The 20,210-nt window shown below is 72.8% G+C and carries 15 protein-coding genes; 3 read left to right on the plus strand and 12 right to left on the minus strand.

Annotation, left to right across the window (positions count from 1 at the left end):
* Window positions 1–9: 9 nt before the first annotated feature.
* The 8 genes from AB0A63_RS20590 to AB0A63_RS20625 form a co-directional block, all read right to left on the minus strand.
* Window positions 10–1,404, minus strand: coding sequence for an NDP-hexose 2,3-dehydratase family protein (locus AB0A63_RS20590; protein ID WP_360393526.1), 1,395 nt, complete (start codon window positions 1,402–1,404; stop codon window positions 10–12).
* 19 nt (window positions 1,405–1,423) lie between these two features.
* Window positions 1,424–1,990: a dTDP-4-dehydrorhamnose 3,5-epimerase gene (gene rfbC, locus AB0A63_RS20595; RefSeq protein ID WP_360393528.1), complete on the minus strand. Its 567-nt coding sequence runs from the start codon at window positions 1,988–1,990 to the stop codon at window positions 1,424–1,426.
* 75 nt (window positions 1,991–2,065) lie between these two features.
* On the minus strand, window positions 2,066–3,037 hold the full coding sequence (locus AB0A63_RS20600) for an NAD-dependent epimerase/dehydratase (protein WP_360393530.1): 972 nt from the start codon (window positions 3,035–3,037) through the stop codon (window positions 2,066–2,068).
* Between the two features lie 2 nt (window positions 3,038–3,039).
* Window positions 3,040–4,266, minus strand: a complete 1,227-nt coding sequence (locus AB0A63_RS20605; protein ID WP_360393533.1) for a class I SAM-dependent methyltransferase — start codon at window positions 4,264–4,266, stop codon at window positions 3,040–3,042.
* Window positions 4,267–4,299: 33 nt separating this feature from the next.
* Window positions 4,300–7,023, minus strand: coding sequence for an AAA family ATPase (locus tag AB0A63_RS20610; protein WP_360393536.1), 2,724 nt, complete (start codon window positions 7,021–7,023; stop codon window positions 4,300–4,302).
* A gap of 907 nt (window positions 7,024–7,930) precedes the next feature.
* Entirely contained in the window at window positions 7,931–8,947 is a 1,017-nt protein-coding gene (locus AB0A63_RS20615) for an alpha/beta hydrolase (RefSeq protein WP_360393538.1), read from the minus strand.
* A gap of 78 nt (window positions 8,948–9,025) precedes the next feature.
* On the minus strand, window positions 9,026–9,814 hold the full coding sequence (locus AB0A63_RS20620; protein ID WP_360393540.1) for an SDR family oxidoreductase: 789 nt from the start codon (window positions 9,812–9,814) through the stop codon (window positions 9,026–9,028).
* Window positions 9,815–9,852: 38 nt separating this feature from the next.
* Window positions 9,853–10,215, minus strand: a complete 363-nt coding sequence (locus AB0A63_RS20625) for a nuclear transport factor 2 family protein (RefSeq protein WP_360393542.1) — start codon at window positions 10,213–10,215, stop codon at window positions 9,853–9,855.
* A gap of 78 nt (window positions 10,216–10,293) precedes the next feature.
* Between AB0A63_RS20625 and AB0A63_RS20630 the strand changes: the two genes are divergently transcribed.
* Window positions 10,294–11,088 carry a MerR family transcriptional regulator gene (locus AB0A63_RS20630; RefSeq protein WP_360393545.1) on the plus strand — a complete coding sequence of 265 codons (795 nt, stop codon included), beginning with the start codon at window positions 10,294–10,296 and terminating at the stop codon, window positions 11,086–11,088.
* A 28-nt stretch (window positions 11,089–11,116) separates the two neighbouring features.
* On the opposite strand, the gene AB0A63_RS20635 is transcribed toward AB0A63_RS20630, so the two are convergent.
* A complete protein-coding gene (locus AB0A63_RS20635; protein ID WP_360393547.1) occupies window positions 11,117–12,256 on the minus strand; it encodes a hypothetical protein in 1,140 nt (379 codons plus the stop codon).
* 104 nt (window positions 12,257–12,360) lie between these two features.
* A complete protein-coding gene (locus tag AB0A63_RS20640; protein ID WP_360393550.1) occupies window positions 12,361–13,932 on the minus strand; it encodes a putative glycoside hydrolase in 1,572 nt (523 codons plus the stop codon).
* A 154-nt stretch (window positions 13,933–14,086) separates the two neighbouring features.
* Between AB0A63_RS20640 and AB0A63_RS20645 the strand changes: the two genes are divergently transcribed.
* Together AB0A63_RS20645 and AB0A63_RS20650 are read left to right on the plus strand one after the other, a co-directional pair.
* Window positions 14,087–15,058 (plus strand): polysaccharide deacetylase family protein, encoded by a 972-nt coding sequence (locus AB0A63_RS20645; protein ID WP_360393553.1) that lies wholly within the window; start codon window positions 14,087–14,089, stop codon window positions 15,056–15,058.
* Between the two features lie 366 nt (window positions 15,059–15,424).
* A complete protein-coding gene (locus tag AB0A63_RS20650; RefSeq protein WP_360393556.1) occupies window positions 15,425–16,435 on the plus strand; it encodes a ParB N-terminal domain-containing protein in 1,011 nt (336 codons plus the stop codon).
* A 320-nt stretch (window positions 16,436–16,755) separates the two neighbouring features.
* Here the strand turns inward: AB0A63_RS20650 and AB0A63_RS20655 are convergent, their stop codons facing one another.
* Together AB0A63_RS20655 and AB0A63_RS20660 are read right to left on the minus strand one after the other, a co-directional pair.
* Window positions 16,756–18,504: an ABC transporter ATP-binding protein gene (locus AB0A63_RS20655; protein WP_360393559.1), complete on the minus strand. Its 1,749-nt coding sequence runs from the start codon at window positions 18,502–18,504 to the stop codon at window positions 16,756–16,758.
* On the minus strand, window positions 18,501–20,102 hold the full coding sequence (locus AB0A63_RS20660) for an ABC transporter ATP-binding protein (RefSeq protein WP_360393562.1): 1,602 nt from the start codon (window positions 20,100–20,102) through the stop codon (window positions 18,501–18,503). The genes AB0A63_RS20655 and AB0A63_RS20660 overlap by 4 nt, the downstream gene beginning before the upstream one ends.
* Window positions 20,103–20,210: the final 108 nt, after the last annotated feature.

The raw sequence follows: 20,210 nt of genomic DNA on the forward strand, positions 1-20,210 counted from the left end.
CCGCCCGCCTCACCCGCGCGGGAGGAGGCTGCGCAGGCACAGCAGCAGGCTGCGGGCCTGGATGTTGACGTAGAAGCTGTGCCGCAGCAGCTCCTCGTACTGGTGCAGGGTCAGCCACCGGTACTCGGGGTCGTCCCGCGCGACCTCGGCGTCGGTCTCCACGACCAGGTACCGGTTGCGGGCGCCGAGGAACCGGCCGCCCTCCTCGGACAGCACGGCGTCGAAGCGGATCTTGGTCGAGCCGAGCACCTCGTCGAGGAACCGGGGCCGCGCCGGCAGGTGGTCGTGCGCCTCGGGCACGCATTGCACGGTGGGCGCCAGCTCGGTCACGTCGGCGTAGCCGGGTTCGGTGCGCGCGTGGGTGAGCACGTGCAGCACACCGCCGATCTCCTTGACCAGGAACGCGATCACCCCCGTGCCGACCGGTTCGATCATCGGCTGGGACCACGCTCCGACCTCACGCCCGCCGGCCCGCACGTCCACGCCCACGACGGTGAAGAACCCGCCGCTGCGGTGCGCGATGACGCCGTTCTCACGCCTCCAGTCCGGCAACCCGGCCAGCGGGCCGAGGGCGACCCGCAGGTCGGTGCGGGTGCGGACCTCGGTGATCCAGCTCAGCACCTCTCCGGTGGTGTGCACGCCGGGCGTGGCCGGGTCTCCCGACCGGACCAGGGCTTCGCTGAACGGGTCGGTGGCCGCCGCGGCCAGTGCCGCGCCGCCGCCGGGCAGGCAGGCCAGCACCGTGCGGGCGTCCATGTTCACCAGGTCCGGCACGGTCATCAGGCCGGCGATCTCGCCGAGGGTGAACCAGCGGAACCCCTCACGCACCTCGACGTCGCCGTCGACCTCGACGACCATGTTGCGGTTGCGCTTGCGGTAGAACCACGCGCCCTGCTCGGACTGCCGGATGTCCACCAGGACGTGGTGGCCGGAGGTGTCGCGGAAGTGCTCCAGGTAGGGGATGGGCTTGCCCTGGTGCACGCGGGTGTAGTTGCTGCGGGTGGCCTGCACGGTCGGCGACAGCTGCAGGCCGTTGGCGTTGCCCGGTTCGTGCTTGGCCTGCATCAGGCAGTGCAGCACGCCGTCGACCTCCCGCACGAGGATGCCGAGGATGCCGATCTCCGGCTGGTTGATGATCGGCTGCGACCAGTGCGGCACGAGCGCGCCGGGCAGGTCGACGGCGAGCGACTCGACGCTGAAGAACCGGCCGGTGTGGTGGCGCAGGTTGCCGGTGCCCGGTTCGGTGAGCCAGCCGGCGAGGTCGTCCAGCGGTACGCGCTCGACGTTCATCCAGCTGTGCTCCGCGGTGCGGGCGAGCCAGGCGTGCACGGCGTCGGCGTCACGCGCGGCGAGCATCGACTCGGCCAGGCGCGTCCGGGCAGGACGGCGGGTGGGTGCGGTCACCTGGGGTGCTCTCCTCTGCTCAGGTGGCGTGGACCGGCAGCAGTCCGGTGTCCCGCGCGAGGGCCAGGCCCGGTGCGGCGCGGTCGCGTTCGGACAGCACGACGTCGGCCGGAACGGGCAGTGCCAGGTCCGGGTCCACGATGGACACCGCCAGCTCGTCCGCGGGTTCGTAGCCGCGGGACAGCAGGTAGTGCACGGTGGAGTGGTCGTCGAGGGCGATGAACGCGTGGCCGAGCCCTGGCGGGAGGTAGACGGCGCGGAAGCTGTCGCCCGCCAGCTCGACGGAGTCCCACTCGCCGAACGTCGGCGAGCCGACCCGCAGGTCCACCACGATGTCCAGCACCCGCCCGCGGGAACAGGTCACGTACTTCGCGCACCCCGGTGCCGTGCGGGCGTAGTGCACGCCGCGGGCGACCCCGCGGCGTGACACGCTGGCGCTGGCCTGGGCCACGGCGAACAGCGGCGCGCCGACCGCCTCGGCGAACACGTCGTGCTGGAACGGGGAGACGAACAGGCCGCGGTCGTCCGGGAACACCTCGGGCTCGAACTCCCAGGCCCCGCCGACAGAGAGTGCGCGGGCTTTCATCGACGACCTCCGTCTCAGGACGGTGATCAGCGTGCAGCGGCCCGAACCGCGTGGTCAACCAGCTTAGGGGAACCCCTATCCGCGGTTAGGGGTGTCCGGCCGCAGACCGTCCACTGAGGACTGAATCAGGTGGGCGACGGTCCTCGACACCGCGTCGGCGAGGGGAACCCGGGCCCGCCACCCGGTGGCGAGGGTGAGGCCGGCCGGGTCGGCCACGAGGCTGTGGAAGTCCGACGCGGTGGCGTACGGCGGTGGTGGCACCGACAGCACCGGCACGGCCGGGCGACCGGTGTGTTCCGCGACGGTGGCGGCGACGAGCTCGAACAGCGCCCGCACCGGGACGCCCGTGCCCGAGCCGACGAGCCACGCCCGTCCGGCCAGCCGGTCGGCGTGCGCCACGGCCGCCGCGAACGCCTCGGCGACGTCCTCCACGAACACCAGGTCGCGCCGCACGTCCCCGGCTCCCCACACGGTTAGCGGCTCGCCCGCGAGCGCACGCCGCGCCATCGCGGTCACCACACCCCGGTCAGGAGAGCCGGGGGAGGGGCCGAACACGGTGGGCAGCCGCAGGGAGCAGCCGCCCGCGTCGAGCACGAGCCGTTCGGCGGCGCACTTCTGCCGGTCGTACTCCGACTCGGGGTGGTCGGTCTCGGTGCCGTCGATCCGCTCCGGCGCGCCCGGCCCGACCTGCGAGGTGGAGCCGGCGAACACGACCGTCCCGCGAGCCGCGCCCACGGCCTCGGCGACGATGCCGACGTTGACCCTGGCGGCGTCGGCCGCGCCACCGGCGGCGACCCGCCAGGTGCCGCCGCCGGTGAACAGCACCAGCGGCAGCACCACGTCCGCGCCCGCGACCGCGGCGGCGACCGCGCCGGGCTCGGTCAGGTCGGCCGCGACGACCTCGGCCGGGAACGGCGGCACGCCGGGAGCACGTGCCACCACCCGCACCCGCGCGCCCCGCGCCGCCAGCCGTGCGGACACCGCGGAACCCACGAACCCCGACCCGCCGAGCACCGCGACGAGAGCGCCGCCCAGTTCTCCCGGCACGCTCACACCACGTGGACGTCGGGCACGTACAGGATCCACTTGCCGCCCGCCGCGCGGAACGCCTCCTCCTTGGCCATGATCTCCTCGGCGTGGTTCCAGGCGAACAGCAGCGCGTAGCCGGGGTAGGGGTCGGCGAAGGCGGCCGGCGGGCGCACCGGGATGCCCGAGCCGGGTGCCAGCCGGTGCTGCTTGGCGGGCGTGGTGTCGCTGATGAACTCGACCAGGTCCGGTCCGATGCCGCAGAGGTTCGTGACGGTGGCGCTCTTGGCGGTCGCGCCGTAGCCGACGACCCGCTCGCCCTTCGCCTTCAGCTCGTTCAGCAACGCCAGGAGGTCGGTGCGGATCGTCCGGACCCGGTCGCCGAACCCGTCGAGGACGGCGCGGTCGTGCAGGCCGCGCGCTTGCTCCTCGGCGAGCAGGGCGGCGACGGCCGCGGACGGGGTGCGCGCACCGGGCAGGGCCAGGGTGTAGCGGACCTCGCCGCCGTGCACCGGCAGGCGTTCGACGTCGACCAGCTCCAGGCCGTGCCGGCGAGCCATGGCGTCCACGGAGGTGGCGCTGAACAGGAAGAAGTGCTCGTCGTAGATCTGGTCGAACGAGGTCTGCTCGACGATGTCGCCGAGGTAGGGGTCCTCGAACACGAACGCCCCGCCGGGCTTGAGCAGTGCCACGACACCGCGCAGGATCGAGTCCGCGTAAGGGATGTGGCAGAACGTGTTCGCCGCGTACACGAGGTCGGCCGGACCGTCCTGGTCGCGGATGGACAGCGCGGTGGACTCCTCGAAGAAGTCCTTGCGGACCCGCACACCCGCCTCGGCGGCCAGGTCGGCGACCGCGCCGGACGGTTCCACGCCCAGGTGCCGCACGCCCGCCGCCGCGACGGTGCGCAGCATGGTGCCGTCGTTGCAGCCCAGCTCGACCACGAGCGGGTCCTCGCCCGCCAGCTCGGTGCTCAGGAACCGCTCGGCCAGCGCGCGGAAGTGCTCGCGCATCACCGCGGACCCCTGCGACAGGTAGGGGTAGTCCTGGTGGAACATCTTCTCCCTGGGCACCTCCTCCATCAGCTGCACCATCGCGCAGTCCGCGCACGCGCCCACGGCGAGGCGGTAGGTGAACTCGACGGAGGTGTCCTCAGGCAGCCGGAACGCGTCGGACAGCGGCTGCTGACCGAGGTCGAGGAACTCGGTGACCGTCCCTGCGCAGACGCGGCAGGTGGACTGGTTGGGCATTGGCGGGTTCTTTCTACTCGGGAGGGGCACGGGTCACCCCCGTGCTTCGAAGGCCCGTGGTCCGGCGCCGGTCCGCTGGGACAGGCGGCGCGGCAGGTCCGCCCGGCTGCGCATGCCCAGCTTGCGGTAGACCCTGGTGAGGTGTTGCTCGACGGTGCTGACGGTGATGTAGAGGATTCCGCTGATCTCGCGGTTCGTGTGGCCCTTCGCGGCGAGCTCGGCCACCCGCAGCTCGGAGTCGCTCAGGACCGATCGCCCGTCACCGGTGTCGCCGTCCTCCCAGTCGGCCGGGAGGGGCAGGGCGCCGGGGCACGACGCCCCGGTCTCGGCCACCGCGATCTGGGACAGCTCGCGCGCCTCGGCGTGCTGGCCCAGGGCGTCGAGCGCGTCACCCAGGTCGGACAGGGCACGGGCCAGCTCGACCCGGTCACCCGCCCGCCGCAGGTGCCGCACGGCCTCGCGCAGGAGCGCGGGTCGCTCGGCGGGCTCGCCCGCGGCCGCGAGGACCCGCAGCGCCGCACCGCGGGTGCGGCGGTCGCCGGCCGGCAGCAGCATCTGCTCGCTGATCAGCTTGCGAGCCGCCTCCGGCCGGCCGAGGGTGAGGTTGGCCTGGGCGAGGCCACAGCGCCACGGCGCGAGCACCGGCAGGTCGAGGCCCCACGCGAGCATCCGGGTGCCGCAGTTCTGGAAGTCGCTGATGGCGGCGAGCACCCGCCCGACGGCGAGGTTGCCGTTGCCGCGGGCGTGCAGGTAGCGCAGGCCGGCGGCGGTGGCGAACATGGCGTCGGGCACGCGCTGCCGCATCACCTCGGCGATCACGTGGTGCCGGCCCAGCGCGGTGTTGGCCTCCAACAGCACGGCCAGCGGGTAGCCGATGGACAGGCCCCAGCCCTGGTGCGGCAGCAGGGCGAGTGCGGTCTCGGCGCGTGCGGCGGCCACCGCCACCTCCCCGCGCCGCAGGGCGATGTCGGCCCGGACGACCTCCAGGACCGCCTGCCAGGTCACCGCGCCGCCGCGGACGGCCTCGGCGGTGAGCCGGTCGCACCACCGCTCTGCCCGGTCGGGGTGGCCGCTGTGCACCAGGATCAGCAGGGCGGTGAGCACGACCTCCAGCGACATGTCGCCGAGCCGGCAGCTGCGCAGGATGTGCTCGGCGCTGGCGATGGCGTCGGGGTGGAACTCGGCGGTCCAGAAGGTGCCGATGGCCTGCGCCGCGGCCACCCACGGGTCCGCGTCGGCCACCACGTCGCTGGCCACGGCGCTCGCCGGGTCGAGGCCGTGGAACCACTGGCAGACGATCCGCAGCTCGGCCGCGCTCTGCGCGTCCAGCATGCCGGGGTTCTGGTTCAGCACGGCGAGCGCGCGCACGGCCGTTGCCTCGTCCCCGATCCACAGCGCGTGGTGCACGACGGTCATGGCGTCGCGCCCGCGCAGCCGGCCGGCCCACATCGCCTCGTGCAGGGGTTCCATGTGCACGACGGCGGCGGCCGGGTTGACCCGCCACAGCGCCCGCACCAGGACGCTGGTGATGCCCAGCCGCTCGTCCGGCTCGACCACGGGCAGCGCGGGTTCCAGGTAGCGCACGGCCGCTGCCACGTCGTCGCCCATGAGCGCCTGTTCGGCGGCGATGCGCAGCACGGAGACCGGCCAGCCCGGCGCGACCCGGTCGGCGGCCACGAGGTGGTCGGCCACCACGGCCGCCGCCGCACCGCGCTGGTAGAGCAGCTCGGCGGCACGGGCGCGCAGCCGCACCCGTTCGGGACCCGGCGTGCTGTCGAGGACCGCCGGCCCCGCGCCGGGGTGGCGGAAACGGCCGTCGAGCAGCAGACCGGCGGCGGTGAGCACGTCGACCGCCTGCTCGACGGCCTCGGGCGTGGTGCCGGCCAGCCGGCCGAGCAGGACCGGGGTCCGCTCCTCGCCGAGCACGGCGATGGCGCGCGCGACCTCGAGGAGCCCCGCCTCCCAGCGGTGCAGGCACTCCAGCACCGCGCGCTTGAACGCGGGACCGACCTGGTCCTGACCGATCTCGTGCCCTGCCTCGAAGTCCTCGACCATGGCCCGGACCAGCATCGGGTTGCCGCCGCTGAGGCCGTGCCACGCGGGCGCGAGCGCGTCGGGATCGGGCACCCGGTCGCGCAGCAGCTCGGCGATCCCGCACACCGACAGCGGAGCGAGCCGGATGCGGTGGTGCGGCCGCCGGGTCAGCTCGGCGTGGAACAGCGGCAGCGTCGGCTGCGGCTGCTGCCACTCGGCGAGCACGACGACCACCCGTCCTGCTCTCATCCGCCGCCTCAGGTAGAGGATGAACTGCAACGAGGAACTGTCAGCGAATTGCACGTCGTCCACGCACAGCACGACCGGTCTTTCCCGCGACAATTCGAGCAGAATTTGACACAGTTCATGCACGGGCCGCACATAAGAATGAGGAATTCTCCGCACGTCCGCGCCGGGGTCGGTCACGGTCGCGGCGATCGGCGTGATGAGGTGGGAAACGCGGTCCGCTATTTCCGGCGGCAGACCTGCGCCGTGGAACAACTGGTCGATGACGCCCGCCTGCAGGGGACGCTCGGCCGGCGCGCCGGTCGCGGTCAGCAACAACGCGCCCGAAGCGGCGGCGTGCCGCTGGAACCGTTGCAGCAGCTCGGTCTTCCCGCTGGCCACACCGCCACTGACCAGCGCGAGCCTGCCTGTTCCCGCCGAGCACTCCGCGAGCAGGCCGACCAGCTCGGCAAGCGCACCACCATGGTCTGTCGGCACCAACCGTCCAGTTCCCTCCAACATGGCCACCGATGGTCTTTCCGCTGCAGCTCACCCCAAGTGGACGCTTTATAGCACGGCTTCCCGGCTTGTCCAGCGCCTTTGGTGACATCGCCCGAGAACAGCGGCCAAACGTGTTCGCGGCACGCCTGGCAACCATTGGAATCACGAATCCGAATGTGGCCGATCGCGTCTCAATTGGCGGCGAACGGGCTAACCGGTACGGCCGAATCGCGGTCTGCCGAACCTCGGGTGCGCGATTCCGGAGCATGCTTTAGCACAGCCTGGGCGGGACATCATCGTGTTGATCGAATCCGTGTCGCAACCGTAGTCACGCCGCCGCGGCGGGTACGGGACACCGAAGTGCCGCGCGCCGGGGCAGCGCCTTGGCGCCGCCCCGGCGCGTCCGGACCACGGCCAAGATCCACAGGTGGCCTCGGGGCCGGTGCATGGCAAATGACATGGGTAACCGATACACCGCCGGAACGGTGAATCCTTCCCGCGAAACGGACATAACTCCGAATATGTCGACTCCGGTGTGGACGCTGGGGCCGATCATTTTCCGCGCACCCACGGCGTGTTCACGTGGTTGCGTCGACAATCTTCCGCTTGCGGAGGTTTTTCCGGTATGCGTTGATCACCCGGTAGGCCTTGGACAACGTTGCCACGTTGTCGCGATAGGACGGCGTGGCGAGCACCTGCCGGACGGCGCCGGCACGACCAGCTCGGCGAGGTCGTCGTCGGCCGGCGTTCCCCGCGTCACCACGACGACGGGGCGGTCACCGTCCAGTTCGGACCACCAGGCGGGTTCGGCCAGCGGCTCCACCGGCAGTACGAGGACGTGCTGCTCGAACGCCTCCCGGGACCGCTCGGCCGCTGACGCGCCCGAGCGGTCCCGCTCAGCGCCTCACCGGGAGGCCAGCTGACGGCGCAGCCACGCCGCTCGGGCGGCGATGGCGTCCTGCGAGAGCACGGCGTGGGGCACCACGACGTCGAACCCGTGGAACCCGCCGGGCCAGACGTGCAGCTCGACGTGGCAGCCCGCCTGCCACATGCGGGTCGCGTGGGCGACGTCCTCGTCCCGGAACGTCTCGGCCGACCCGACGTCGACGAACGCGGGCGGCAGGCCGGAAAGGTCCGCGGCGCGGGCAGGCGCGGCGTACGAGGACACGTCCGGTCCTCCGCGGACGCCGTCGCCGAGGAGCGCGTTCCACCCCGTCTCGTTCGAGGAGCTGTCCCAGATGCCGAGGCCGCGCATCTGCCGCGCGGAGGGCGAGTCGTTGCGGTCGTCCAGCATCGGCGACAGGAGCAGCTGGGCCAGGACCGCCGGGCCGTTGCGGTCGCGTGCCATCAGCGTGACACCCGCCGCGAGGCCGCCGCCGGCGCTCGCACCGCCGATGACGACGCGCCCAGGGTCGATGTTGAGCTCGTGGGCGTGTTCCGACACCCACACCAGGCCCGCGTAGCAGTCCTCGACGGGACCGGGGTGGGGTGTCTCGGGTGCGAGCCGGTACTCGACCGAGACCACGGCCATGCCCATGGGTTCGGCCAGGTCCAGCATCTCGGCCAGGCCGAACCGGTTGTCCCCGACGATCATGCCGCCGCCGTGGACGTGGTAGATCGCCGGCGTCGGGGTCGCCGCGTGCACCGGGAGGCAGATCAGCAGCGAGATGTCCGGTTCCCCGTCCGGTCCCGGCACCACCCGCTCCCGCACGCTGTAGGCGCCACCGCGCGAGAGGACCTCGTCGGTCGGGGTCTCCACCCCGGGAACGGGCTCGCGCATCTCGGCGATGTTGTCCGGACGGTACGCGTCGGGAGGGCGCAGGCTGCTCAGCACCTCGACGACGGGAGCGAGCTCCGGGTCGAAGGGCGGCGGCGGTCCGACCGGCCGCCCGGAAGACCGCTCCGTTGTCCGCGTGGTCATGGGTTCTCCTACCGGCAGGCGGCGGGATGTCCGCCTGCCGCGGTCACAGGTCGTCGATGAGGTGGAAGGGGTTTCGGCTCAGACGGTCGGGACGGTCCCGCCGTCGATCACGTACTCGGCGCCCACGATCGCCGTGGCGCGGTCCGAGACCAGGAACCCGACCAGGTCCGCGATCTCCTCGGTGTTCGCGAACCGTCCCAGCGGTACTCCTCCTAGGGAGTCGTAGATGGTCTGCTTGGCTGCTTCCCGCGTGATCCCGTTGCCCTCGGCGATCCGGTCCACGAACCGTTCGTAGGCTTCGGTCTCGATCCCGCCGGGGCTGATGGCGTTGACCCGCACGCCGCGCGGCGCGAGCTCGTTGGCCAGTCCCTTGCTGTACGTGCGCAGCGCGGCTTTCGCTGCCGCGTAAGCCAAGGACGCGTCGTACTGCGGCAGCTCGCGCTGGATCGAGGTGAAGTGCAGCACCACGCCCGACCCGGACTCGATCATCGCCGGGAGGAGCGCTCGATCGAGCCGCACCGCTCCCAGGAAGTTGAGGTTCAGCTCGGTGAGCCACTGGTCATCGGTGATGACCGCGAACCCGCCGGCCGGTGTCGACGCACCTCCGACGACGTGCACCAGGATGTCGAGTGCGCCGCCGGTCTCGCTGATCCGAGCGGCCACGGCGTCGGTGCCCTCGACCGTCGTCGTGTCCGCTTCGATGAACCGGTCGGGGTGCTCGTACCCGTCGGGCATCGTCCGCGCCGTCACGAAGACGTCCGCACCCATCTCCCGCAACCTCTCGGCGACGGCCTTGCCCGAGCCCTTCGAACCGCCGGTGACCAGCGCCCGGCGACCGTCGAGGCGGTCGCGATCCGAACTTGACATTTGTCTCTCCACTGAAGATCGATGTGACGCGGGCGCGGTCAGGCTGCGTGGTTGGCGATGACGAGTTCGGCGACGAGGTCGTCCCGCAACGCGAACCGGTAGTCGAGCTCGGCGACACCACCGGGGAAGGTGCCCTCGATCCGGACGGTCACCACCCAGTGGCTGCCGTCGACGCGGTGAGCGCCGATCTGCTCGGTCGTGTACTCGAACTCGGACCCGGCGTCCCGCAGGAACGCGTGGGTCTCCTCCCGGCCGCGGAAGGTCTCGTCCTGGTCGACGATCACCGCGTCCTCGGTGAAGAACGACGAGGCGGTGTCGGCGTCGCGGGCGACGTGGGCGGCGAAGAACTCGCGCACGGTGGCCGGGAGCAGGTCGGACGGGAGGTCGGTGTGCTGTGTCATGAGCCCACCGTGTCGCCTCACGGCGCGGGAGGGTCAAGCCGTGGACCCTCTCCCTAGGGGAGAGTCCACACTGAACGGGTGCTGACCATCGGGGAGTTTTCGCGTCTGACCCACCTGAGCGTGCGGACCCTGCGCCGCTACCACGAGGCGACCCTGCTGGAGCCCGCCGTGGTGGACGAGAGCACCGGCTACCGCTACTACGCCGTCGACCAGATCCCGACCGCCCAGGTGATCCACCGGCTCCGCGAGCTCGACGTCCCCCTGAGCGACGTGCAGCGGATTCTGCGGACTCCCGACCCCGGTGTCCGGGCGGCACTGGTCGCGGACCACCTGCAACGCCTCGAAGACGTGCTCGACCGGACCAGGGCCGCGGTCGTGTCGCTGCGGCGCCTGCTCCGGCCCGATCCCGCGCCGATCGCCGTCGAGCTGCGTGCGGAGCCGGCCAGGACGGTCGCGGCGGTGGAGGCCGTGGTCGCAGGTCGTGACATCGCGTCCTGGTTCGCGGGCGCGATGGCCGAGCTGGAGGCGGCCGTCGGCTCCGCCGCGACCGGACCTCCCGGCGGTTGCTACGACAACGCCCTGTTCGAACAGGAACGCGGTCACGCGCTGCTCTACCTGCCCACCGCGGCACCACCCCGCACCGGACGCGTGCACCCCGTGGTTCTCCCGGCCGCGGAACTGGCCGTCACCACCCACGTCGGCGAGCACGACAACGCCGACGTCACGTACGGCGAGCTCGGGGCCTGGGTGGTGGAGAACGCGATGTCGGTGGCCGGGCCGGTGCGGGAGGTCTACACCGTCGGCCCGCGTGACTCGGGTGATCCCGCCGCGTGGCGCACCGAGATCGGCTGGCCCGTCTTCCGCGTCACCTGAGGCGGCCGGCGTGGTGGGAGAGGTCTGGTCAGGTGGCGCTGATGTCCAGCTTGCCGACCCTGTTGGTGGTCAGCAGGCCGAACCACACCGCGCCGGGTTGGTGGACGTTGATGTCGCACGGGTAGGAGGCCGACGACGGCGTGCTCCACATCCGGACCTCGTGCGTGACCGGGTTGAACCGGGCGACCTGGTTGCCCAGCCCGAACAGCGCGGGGAAGCTGACCGAGAAGTAGATGTTGCCGTCGCTCGCCTCGGCGATCGGTCCCGGCATCGGCAGCGGGTTGCCGATGCTGCCGACCCCCAGCCCGTTGAGGATGCCGGTGAGCAGGCCGCCCACGCCCAGCAACGGGTACTCGGTGATCTGCCCGGTGGCGGGGTCGATGCGGGCGATCTTCATGCCGAGGGACTCGCCGACCCAGATCGTGCCGTCCGCGGCCGTGCGCACGCCGACGGGGAAGGAGGCCGGCGTCGGCATCGTGTACTGGGTGAACAGGTGGGTGTCGACGTCGAGGGTGGCGACCTTGTTCAGCTGCGGCAGGGCGAACACGACGGTGCGTCCAGGGCCCGGTTTGATGATGCCGAACAGCGCGGCGACCTGACCGAGGACCTCACCGGGCACGCGGTACTTGCTCCACTGCCCGGTCGCCGGGTCGTAGCGGCCGATGGAGTCCAGCCCGCCGAGCGTGAACCACAGGGCGTCGTCCGGCCCGCGGGCGAGGTCGTTGGCCAACCCGAGGCCGCTGTGCAGCGGCAGCCCCAGCGGTTGCGGGGTGAACGCGCCCGCCCACGGCAGCGGGAGCTCGGTCATGGAGCCGTCGGCGGTGTCGACGCGGAGCAGGCTGTTGCCCGTCACCTGGGGCATCCACAGGTCACCCGCCGCGTCCAGGTCCATGCCGCCGGGCACCGACAGCGGCATCGGCGTGGAGAAGTTGGTGAACTGCCCGGTGGCCGGGTCGAACCGGGCGACCTGGCTGCTCAGGTACTGCTCGACCCACAGGTTTCCGCTGTGGTCGAACTCCACCTCGCACACACCGCCGACCGGCAGTGACGAGGGAACCGGGCCGTACTCGGTGATCGGCGTCGCCGCGCCGGCGGTACCGGGTACGAGCGCCGACGCGAGCAACGCCGCGGCAACCGCGAGCAACTGTCCGTGCCGTGCTGGTCTCATGGTCCACTCCAGGGAATCCGCCGTCTGGCCAGGTCGTGCTGCCAGAACGAGTAAAGCGGCTTCGCCACACGGCCCCGTGAACCTTCACCTGAAAAGCGCAGTCGTCAGCTCTTCGGCTCCAGCGCGGCCGGGTCGTACCGGCAGGCCGGGTCCCACAGCAGGAACGACGGCGCGCCCGCGGCCTTCGAGGCGTCGATCTGAGCGCGGACCTCCTTGGGCCCGTAGGAGACGCCCATGCTGAACGCCTGCAGCCACGGGATGATCTCGCTGCCGGTGCCCTCGACCTTCTTCAGGAAGTCGGCCACGGACCGGTTGGTGATCTCGTAGGGCTCGCTGTCCGGGCGGCTGACCCCGTACTCGCCGGGACCCCAGTGCGACGGGTAGACCATCGGCGCGACGTAGTCGGCGTACTCGGCCATCCTCGGGATGTCCTGGGCGACCGCGCCCGGTCGGGTCGCGGCGATGCCGAACACCGACACGCCCACGAACGTCCCGTGCGCCCGCACCGCCTTGCGGCTCTGGGCCAGGAAGTCGACGATGGCGTCCTCGGGGGAGCCCTCCAGGCCGGGCAGCCGCATCTGCTCCAGAGCGCCCTCCGGCTTGCGGATGTAGTCGTAGAGGATGTCGTCGAACCCGAGCCGTGCGGCCTCCTCGGCCAGCTCCACGTTGTAGGCGACGACGTCGGGGTTGGCGAAGTTGGTGAACGAGTACTGGCCGTACGAGCCGGCCCACGGGGTGCCGGCGGAGGACTGGATGACGCGGTCCCGCTTGCCCGACTCCCAGGACGCCTTGGCGAGGACCGGGTCGCGGAACGCCACGAGCCTGCCGACCACGCGCACGCCGAGCCGGTGCAGCTCGTCCACCGTTGCCTTGGCGTCGTAGTAGTCCCGGGTGGCGCCGATCTCGCCCGCCAGCGGGACCTGGGAGCGGTAGCCGATCTCGCCGCTCTCGTCCTTGATGTCGAGCTGCACCGTGTCGATGCGGCGTTCCTTGATCATCTGCAGCACCGGCTCGCGCAGCACCTCGGCCGACCACCCGGCCGCGGACATGTGCACCGCGCGCATGCCGGGGTGGCGCGTCTTGACGGCGAACTCCTGCTTGGCGACGTTGCCCGCGACGTCGCGGGCCTCGAAGCGGGCGGTCGCGGCCGTCGGCAGGGTCACGGCGAAGCTACCGCCGTCGCCGAGCTCCACGGGCTTGCCGTCCACGCTCAGCGCGGAGGCGCCCTCGGCCCTGCCCTTGACCTCGACGGGCTTGCGGAGGTCGGTCACGGCCTCGGAGTCGACCGTCAGGACCGGCGGCGCGCTGTCGACGGTGAACCGCCTGCTCACCTCGTCGTCGGGGAGCAGGGGCACAGCGCCGGGGGACTGCGCCGTGAGGACGTGCTCGCCGTCGGCCGGCTCGGTGCCGGTGACCACGAGCCGGTTGCCCTCGGACGTGGTGGACACCGGGTTGCCGTCGAGCAGCAGCCGCACCTCGCCGTGATCCATGCCCTCCGGCAGGGTGACCGCCAGCTCCTTCGCCGCGGCCGACGTCAGCACGGCGCCGTCGTCCACCCCCATCACGACGGGGCTGGCCGAGAAGGCGCGAACGGTCAACGGGGTGACGACGGCGAGCGCGACGAGCACGACCGCCCCCACCAACACGCTGCGGCGACTGCTGTTGCGAGATCGCATGCGCACCCTCCCGGCCGATGTCGTTCCGCTGTGGCGTATCCAGCAAGGTCCGTTTCAACCAAAACGCACACGTTCGTGTCCGCGTGTTGCGACCGCCTGGATCGCCGTCAACCGTGGGAACGTGACTGGTAGGCGTGTTGGCGCACTGAGCGCGATGGCTGTCTTGTTGGTCGCGTGCGGGACGGCTCCCGAGCCGCCCCTGGCGGCGGCACCGTCCTCATCGGAGCGTGTCACCACCCCGCCGCCGGACCCCGGGACGTACTCGGCCAACGAGCTCGGTGACGTCCCGGTGCTGATGTACCACCGGATCGTCGACACCCCGGCGACGGTGTACGACCGCACCCCCGCCGACTTCCGCGCCGAACTGGAGCGCCTCGCCGGCGAGGGGTACGTCCCGATCACCACGGCCGAGTACGCCTCCGGCGAGATCGACATCCCGGCGGGCACCCACCCGGTCGTCCTCACCTTCGACGACGGCCACCCCACGCAGTTCGCGCTGACTCCGGAGGGGACACCCGTTCCCGGGACGGCGGTGGCGATCATGCTGGAGGTCGCCGGCCGCCACCCCGGCTTCCGCCCGGTCGCCAGCTTCTACGTCAACGGCGACCCGTTCGGGGACCCCGGCGGCAAGCGGACGCTGACGTGGCTGGCCGACCACGACATGGAGGTCGGCAACCACACCCTGACCCACTCGAACCTGGGCGCGGCGCCGGCGGAGGAGGCCCAGCGCGACATCGCTCGCGGCGACGCCGCCATCCGCGCGGCCGGACCGACGCCGGTGACCATCTCCCTGCCCTTCGGCGTCCACCCGGTCCAGGAGGAGCTGGCCGTCAAGGGCCGCGCGGACGGTGTCGGCTACGAGTACACGGGCGCGCTGCTCGTCGGCGCGAACCCGGCCCCGTCGCCGTACTCCGCCGACTTCGACCGGCTGCGCATCCCGCGCATCCGGTCCCAGGGCCCGACCGGCCAGGAGGCGGCCTTCGGCTCGTCGGTGTGGCTCGACAAGCTCGCCGCCGGCGCGAGCGTGCGCTACACCTCCGACGGGGTGCGCGACCGGATCGCCTTCCCCCAGGGCGGTTCCCGTTCGGTGGCGGCGGACTACCAGGCCATGGCCCACTCGTACTGAACACCGGCCCAGCACCGGGGAACACCCCGACCGGCCCAGGCACTCGGGCCGTGTTCAACGCGAATTGGTTGACACCGGTTGAACACCATTTATCAGCACGTTTCCAAGGTGCCCCTGGGATAGTCGCAACGCACAGGAATAAGCATGCGTGACGGCGATTCTCCTTATTTGGAGAGAGGTGTCAGGCCACCCGATCGGAGGTTCCGCGCGGTCGCGGGTGACTGAAAGAATTGCTGCTTCGCTGGCGGGGACACAGACATGGGATGAGCGGAGGTCGACGCTGGTGGGCATATCACCGCAGGTCAGAACGGTGATGCGGGCGCAGCGAACGCGCAGTGGTGTTGGCGCGGATGCAGGACTATAGCAGTGGAAGGGCGATTCGTGGTCAGCGGAGCGGACTCGGGCAAGGAGACGGGCGCGCGGTTGTCGACATCGGCCCTGCCGGGAGTCGGCGACACAGTGGAAATGGTTCCGCCCGCTTCTCTCATTCCCGGCGACTCGCCGCGCAGTGGTGGCGAGGACATGGCGCACGTGCGCCGTTTGGCTGATTCCGCGACGACATTCCCGCCCATCATCGTGCACCGTTCGACGAAGCGGGTGGTCGACGGCATGCACCGCCTGCGTGCGGCGGTGCTGCGCGGGTCGGCGACCATCGCGGTGCGGTGGTTCGACGGCTCGGCCGACGACGCGTTCGCGCTCTCGGTCGGGGTGAACGCCGCGCACGGCCTGCCGCTGACGCAGGCGGACCGGACCGCCGCGGCACAGCGGCTGCTGGTGTCGCACCCCGGCTGGTCCGACCGCGCGGTCGCGGCGACCACCGGCCTGGACAACAAGACCGTGGCCGCGCTGCGCCGTTCAACCGAGGAGGTTCCCCGGTTGGCCAGCCGGGTCGGCAAGGACGGCAGGCGCAGGCCGGTCGACCCCGCTCCCGGCCGGATCGCGGCGGCGGAGCTGATCTCGGCCAACCCCGGCGCGTCCCTGCGCGAGATCGCCAGGACAGCGGGCATCGCCGTGGCCACGGTCAAGGACGTCCGCGAGCGCATGCGCCTCGGCCGCGACGTCGTTCCGGCCAGGACCCCCGACCGCGCCCCGGCCCTGCCCCGCCGCCCGCCACCGAGGCCGGTCGGCGGCCTGGACGTCCTCAAGAACGACCCGTCGGTCCGGCACACCGAGAACGGCCGCAACATGCTCCGCCTGATGGCCGCCACCTCCGCCGACGCGGACTGGTGGAGCGCGATCCTCGACTCGCTCCCCGAACACTGCGCCGACGCGGTCGTCGAGGCCGCTCAGCAGTGCGCCCGCCGGTGGACGGACCTGGCAACCCGCATCGAACAGCGCCACACCGGCGGACGCCACACCGGCAAACGCCCCGCCTGACAACGGCGCAGGCTCCCGCGAGGGCCACCTGGCACCGCACCGGTGGCCGCCAACACCGGACGACGGCACCCGGACGAGCGCGACGGCGGCCAGGCGCACCGGGGACAACCCAATGCCCCCGCACCGGCGGCAGGAACCGGGCGCGCGCAGTTGTCCGCCGCGCCCAGCCATCCGCCGCGTCGAGCCTCGCGGAACAGGCCGAGCACCGGCCCCGCTGAGCCCGGTCGCCCCGGCACCACCGCGCCGGGGCGACCGGGCTCAGCACCAGCCAGTCGGCCAGCCCGCCGAGCCCGGCCCAGAACCGCGCCGCTGGCGCCCGCTCAGCCTTGCGCGGCCCGCAACAGCCGGGCGTAGGGGCCGTCGGCGGCGGCGAGGTCCGCCGGCGCGCCCAGTTCCACGATGCGGCCGCGGTCGACCACGGCGACCCGGTCGGCGGCCGCGGCGGTGTGCAGGCGGTGCGCGATGGCGATCACCGTGCGGCCGGCCAGCACCCGGTCCACCGAGCGTTCGAGGGACCTGGCCGTGCCCGCGTCCAGCAGCGAGGTGGCCTCGTCGAGGACCAGGGTGTGCGGGTCGGCCAGCAGCACCCTGGCCAGGGCCAGCCGCTGGGCGACGGCGGGCGGGACGGGAGCCCCGCCGGAGCCGACCGCGGTGTCCAGTCCGTCCGGTGTGGACTCGACCCAGGCGAGCGCGCCGACCGCGGTCAGCGCCGCGGTGATCTCCTCGGTGCTGAACTCGCCGCCGCCCCGGCGGGCGGGCAGGGTCAGGTTGTCGCGGATCGTGCCCGCGAAGACGTGGTTCTCCTGGGTCAGCAGCAGGACCTCGCCGCGGCGGACGTCGTCCGGCATGGCGGCGACGTCCGCCCCGCCGATCAGCACCCGGCCCGCGGTCGGCGCGGCGATGCCGGCGATGAGCCTGCCCACCGTCGACTTGCCCGCGCCGGAGGGTCCGACCAGGACCAGCCGCTGCCCCGGCGGGACGACGAGGTCGATGCCGTGCAGCACCTGCTTGCCACCGGGGTAGGCGAAGCGCACGCCGGAGAGCACCAGGTCGCGGCCCTCGGGTGGCGAGCCGTCGCGGACGGTGGCCGCGCCGCGGGCCTGGCTCACGCCCAGGACCCGGCGCAGCGCCGCGGAGGCCACCTGCAGCTCCTCCAGCCACCACAGGGCCTCGTTGAGCGGGGTGATCATCGCCAGCAGGTAGGCCAGAACGGCGGCGACCTCGCCGAGGCTGGCCCAGCCGCGCTCGTGCGCGAGGCCGCCGAGGACCAGGGCGACCGCGATCGGCAGCAGGTAACCGATGTCGAGCGTGGCCAGCCACCGCACCCGCAGCCGCCGGATGCCGCGCTCGGCGGCCAGCGCGTCCGCCAGCGCGGCATCGGCCAGGTCGCGGCGGCGCCCGCCCAGCGACAGCGCCTCCACGGCGCGGGAGCCGTCGACGCTCTCGTGGACGGTCGATTGCACCCGACCCCACCGGCCGAGCGCGGTGATCATCGCGTCCGGGACCCTGCGCTGGTACCAGCGGTTGCCCGCGACCAGCACCGGCAGCGCCACCAGCAGGCACAGGCTCAGCAGCGGCGAGGTCAGCAGCATCGCCACCGTGGTCAGCAGCACGGTCGTCACCGCGATCAGCACCTCGGGCACGGCGACGCGCACCGCCTGGTTCACGCGGGACACGTCCTTGGTGGCGCGGCTGAGCAGGTCGCCCGCGCCCGCGGTCTCGACCACGTCCAGCGGCAGCGCCAGCGCGTCGTCGACCAGGCGCTCGCGGGTGTCGGCCAGGACGGTCTCGCTGAAGACCCGGCACCTGGCCTTGGCCAGGCCGCGGGCGGCGGCCTGGCCCGCCACCGCGAGCAGCAGCAGGCAGGCCAGCAGGTCGACGTGCCCCCGGCCGGCGCCGGAGCCGACGCCGTCGACCACGGCCCCGAGCAGCCTGGGCCGGGCCAGGCCGATCAGGGTGGCCAGGCCGAAGCAGAGCAGGACGACGGCGAAGCGCCCGCCGTGGCGGCGGGCGGTGGCCACGGCCCAGTCGCGGACCGCGCGCGGCGGCGCGGTGGGCAGCCCGGTCACAGGGCCACCGCCCCTGCGGTGACGACCCGGTCGGCGACCCCGGCCCACAGGGGGCTCTCGCTGAGCACGACGGTGGTGCGGCCGCGCCGCAGCCCGGCCACCCCGGCCGCGACCCTGGACTCGGTGTGCGCGTCCACCGCGGAGGTGGGCTCGTCGAGGACGAGGACGTCGGCGTCGGTGGCCAGCGCGCGGGCGAGCGCGAGGCGCTGGCGCTGGCCACCGGAGAGCTCGCGGCCGCGCTCGCCGACCGCGTGCCCGAGCCCGCCGTCGAGCGCGTCGACGACGTCGTCGGCGTCCGCCGCGCGCACGGCCGCGGCCGGTCCGACCGCCCCGGCGTGCACGGGGGTCAGCTCCTCGCGCAGCACGCCCGCGAACCAGGGGTCGTCGTGGCGGGCCAGCACGACCCTGCGGCGCAGCTGGCTCAACGCCACCTCGCGCACCGGCACGCCGCCGACGAGCACGTCCTGCCCGGGGGCCGGGTCGGCGAGGCGGGCGAGCCGGTCGGCCAGGCCGGGAGCGGGTCCCGCGACGACGGTCAGCGCCCCGGCCGCGAGCACCAGGCCGGTCTCGGTGTCCACGAGGGACAGTGGGCCGGGTGGCAGTGGCACCGGTGCGGCGGCGTCGGCCAGCGCGGGCTCGATCGCCAGCAGGGCCAGCACCCGGTTGGCCGAGACGACGCCGCTGGAGAGCGCGTCGACGGCCTCGGTCGCGGTCGTCACCGGGATGACCAGGTACGCCGATGCCCCGTAGAACGCCACCAGTTCGCCCGCGGAGATCTCGCCCGCGACGGCCAGCCTGGCGCCCAGCCAGACGATGACGACGGTGACCAGGCCGGGGATGGCGACGTTGGCCGCCGACAGCACGCCCTCGCTGCGCCCGACCGGGCCGCCGGCGTCACGGGCCCGGCCGCTGGCCGCGGCGAACCGCGCGCGGAAGCGGCGTTCACCGCCGGTGCCGTGCAGCACGCGCAGCCCGGAGGCGATGTCCGCGCCGAGCGTTCCCACCGCGGCGAACAGCCCGCGCTGAGCGGCCTTGCGCCGTTGCAGCGGGCGGAACAGCGGCTTGATCGACACGACGGCGAGCGGCACGCCGAGCAGCGCGGCCAGCCCCAGCGGGGCGGACGTGGCCAGCAGCGCGGCCGCGGTCACCGCGAACCCGACCGTGGTGCCGAACGCGCGCCCGACCGACTTGCACGCCGCGCCGATGTAGTCCACATCGGACGAAGTGACGGCGGTGACGTCGCCGACCGTCGTCGCGCTGTGGACGGCGGGGCCGACCCTGGCCAGGTGCGCGGTCACCAGCCGCTGGGTCAGCTCTGCCCCGTGCAGGCGCAGCCCGGTGTTCAAGTGATCCGACGCCGCGCTGAGGACCGACTGCGCCACACCGAGGGCAACCGCGACGGCGGCCCACCACCACACCCGCGCGGTGTCGTGCGCGTCGATCGCGCCCACGCCGCCGCCGACCACCAACGGCAGCAGGGCCCCCGGTGTCGCCCACAACGCCGAGGTGCCGGCGGCCGCGGCGACCAGGCCGGGCCGCGCGCGCAGCACCCCGGCCAGCCAGCGCGCCCCGCTAGTGCCCGGGAAAGGCGGTGTCAAGTTCTTCCGATGGATTTCCGAATTCATATTCGCGTCACCTGGACCCTTCGCCTGCGGTGCCTTGACAGCCTGCGAGAGCCTACTTCAAACTCAAATCAATCCCAGCGG

The sequence above is a fragment of the Lentzea sp. NPDC042327 genome, assembly GCF_040647275.1.
GTDB lineage: Bacteria > Actinomycetota > Actinomycetes > Mycobacteriales > Pseudonocardiaceae > Lentzea.

Coding starts and splice junctions, on each gene's coding strand:
- AB0A63_RS20620 (WP_360393540.1), bottom strand. CDS start 9,814: ATGTCAAGTTCGGATCGCGACCGCCTCGACGGTCGCCGGGCGCTGGTC.
- AB0A63_RS20625 (WP_360393542.1), bottom strand. CDS start 10,215: ATGACACAGCACACCGACCTCCCGTCCGACCTGCTCCCGGCCACCGTG.
- AB0A63_RS20645 (WP_360393553.1), top strand. CDS start 14,087: ATGGCTGTCTTGTTGGTCGCGTGCGGGACGGCTCCCGAGCCGCCCCTG.
- AB0A63_RS20640 (WP_360393550.1), bottom strand. CDS start 13,932: ATGCGATCTCGCAACAGCAGTCGCCGCAGCGTGTTGGTGGGGGCGGTC.
- rfbC (WP_360393528.1), bottom strand. CDS start 1,990: ATGAAAGCCCGCGCACTCTCTGTCGGCGGGGCCTGGGAGTTCGAGCCC.
- AB0A63_RS20615 (WP_360393538.1), bottom strand. CDS start 8,947: ATGACCACGCGGACAACGGAGCGGTCTTCCGGGCGGCCGGTCGGACCG.
- AB0A63_RS20635 (WP_360393547.1), bottom strand. CDS start 12,256: ATGAGACCAGCACGGCACGGACAGTTGCTCGCGGTTGCCGCGGCGTTG.
- AB0A63_RS20605 (WP_360393533.1), bottom strand. CDS start 4,266: ATGCCCAACCAGTCCACCTGCCGCGTCTGCGCAGGGACGGTCACCGAG.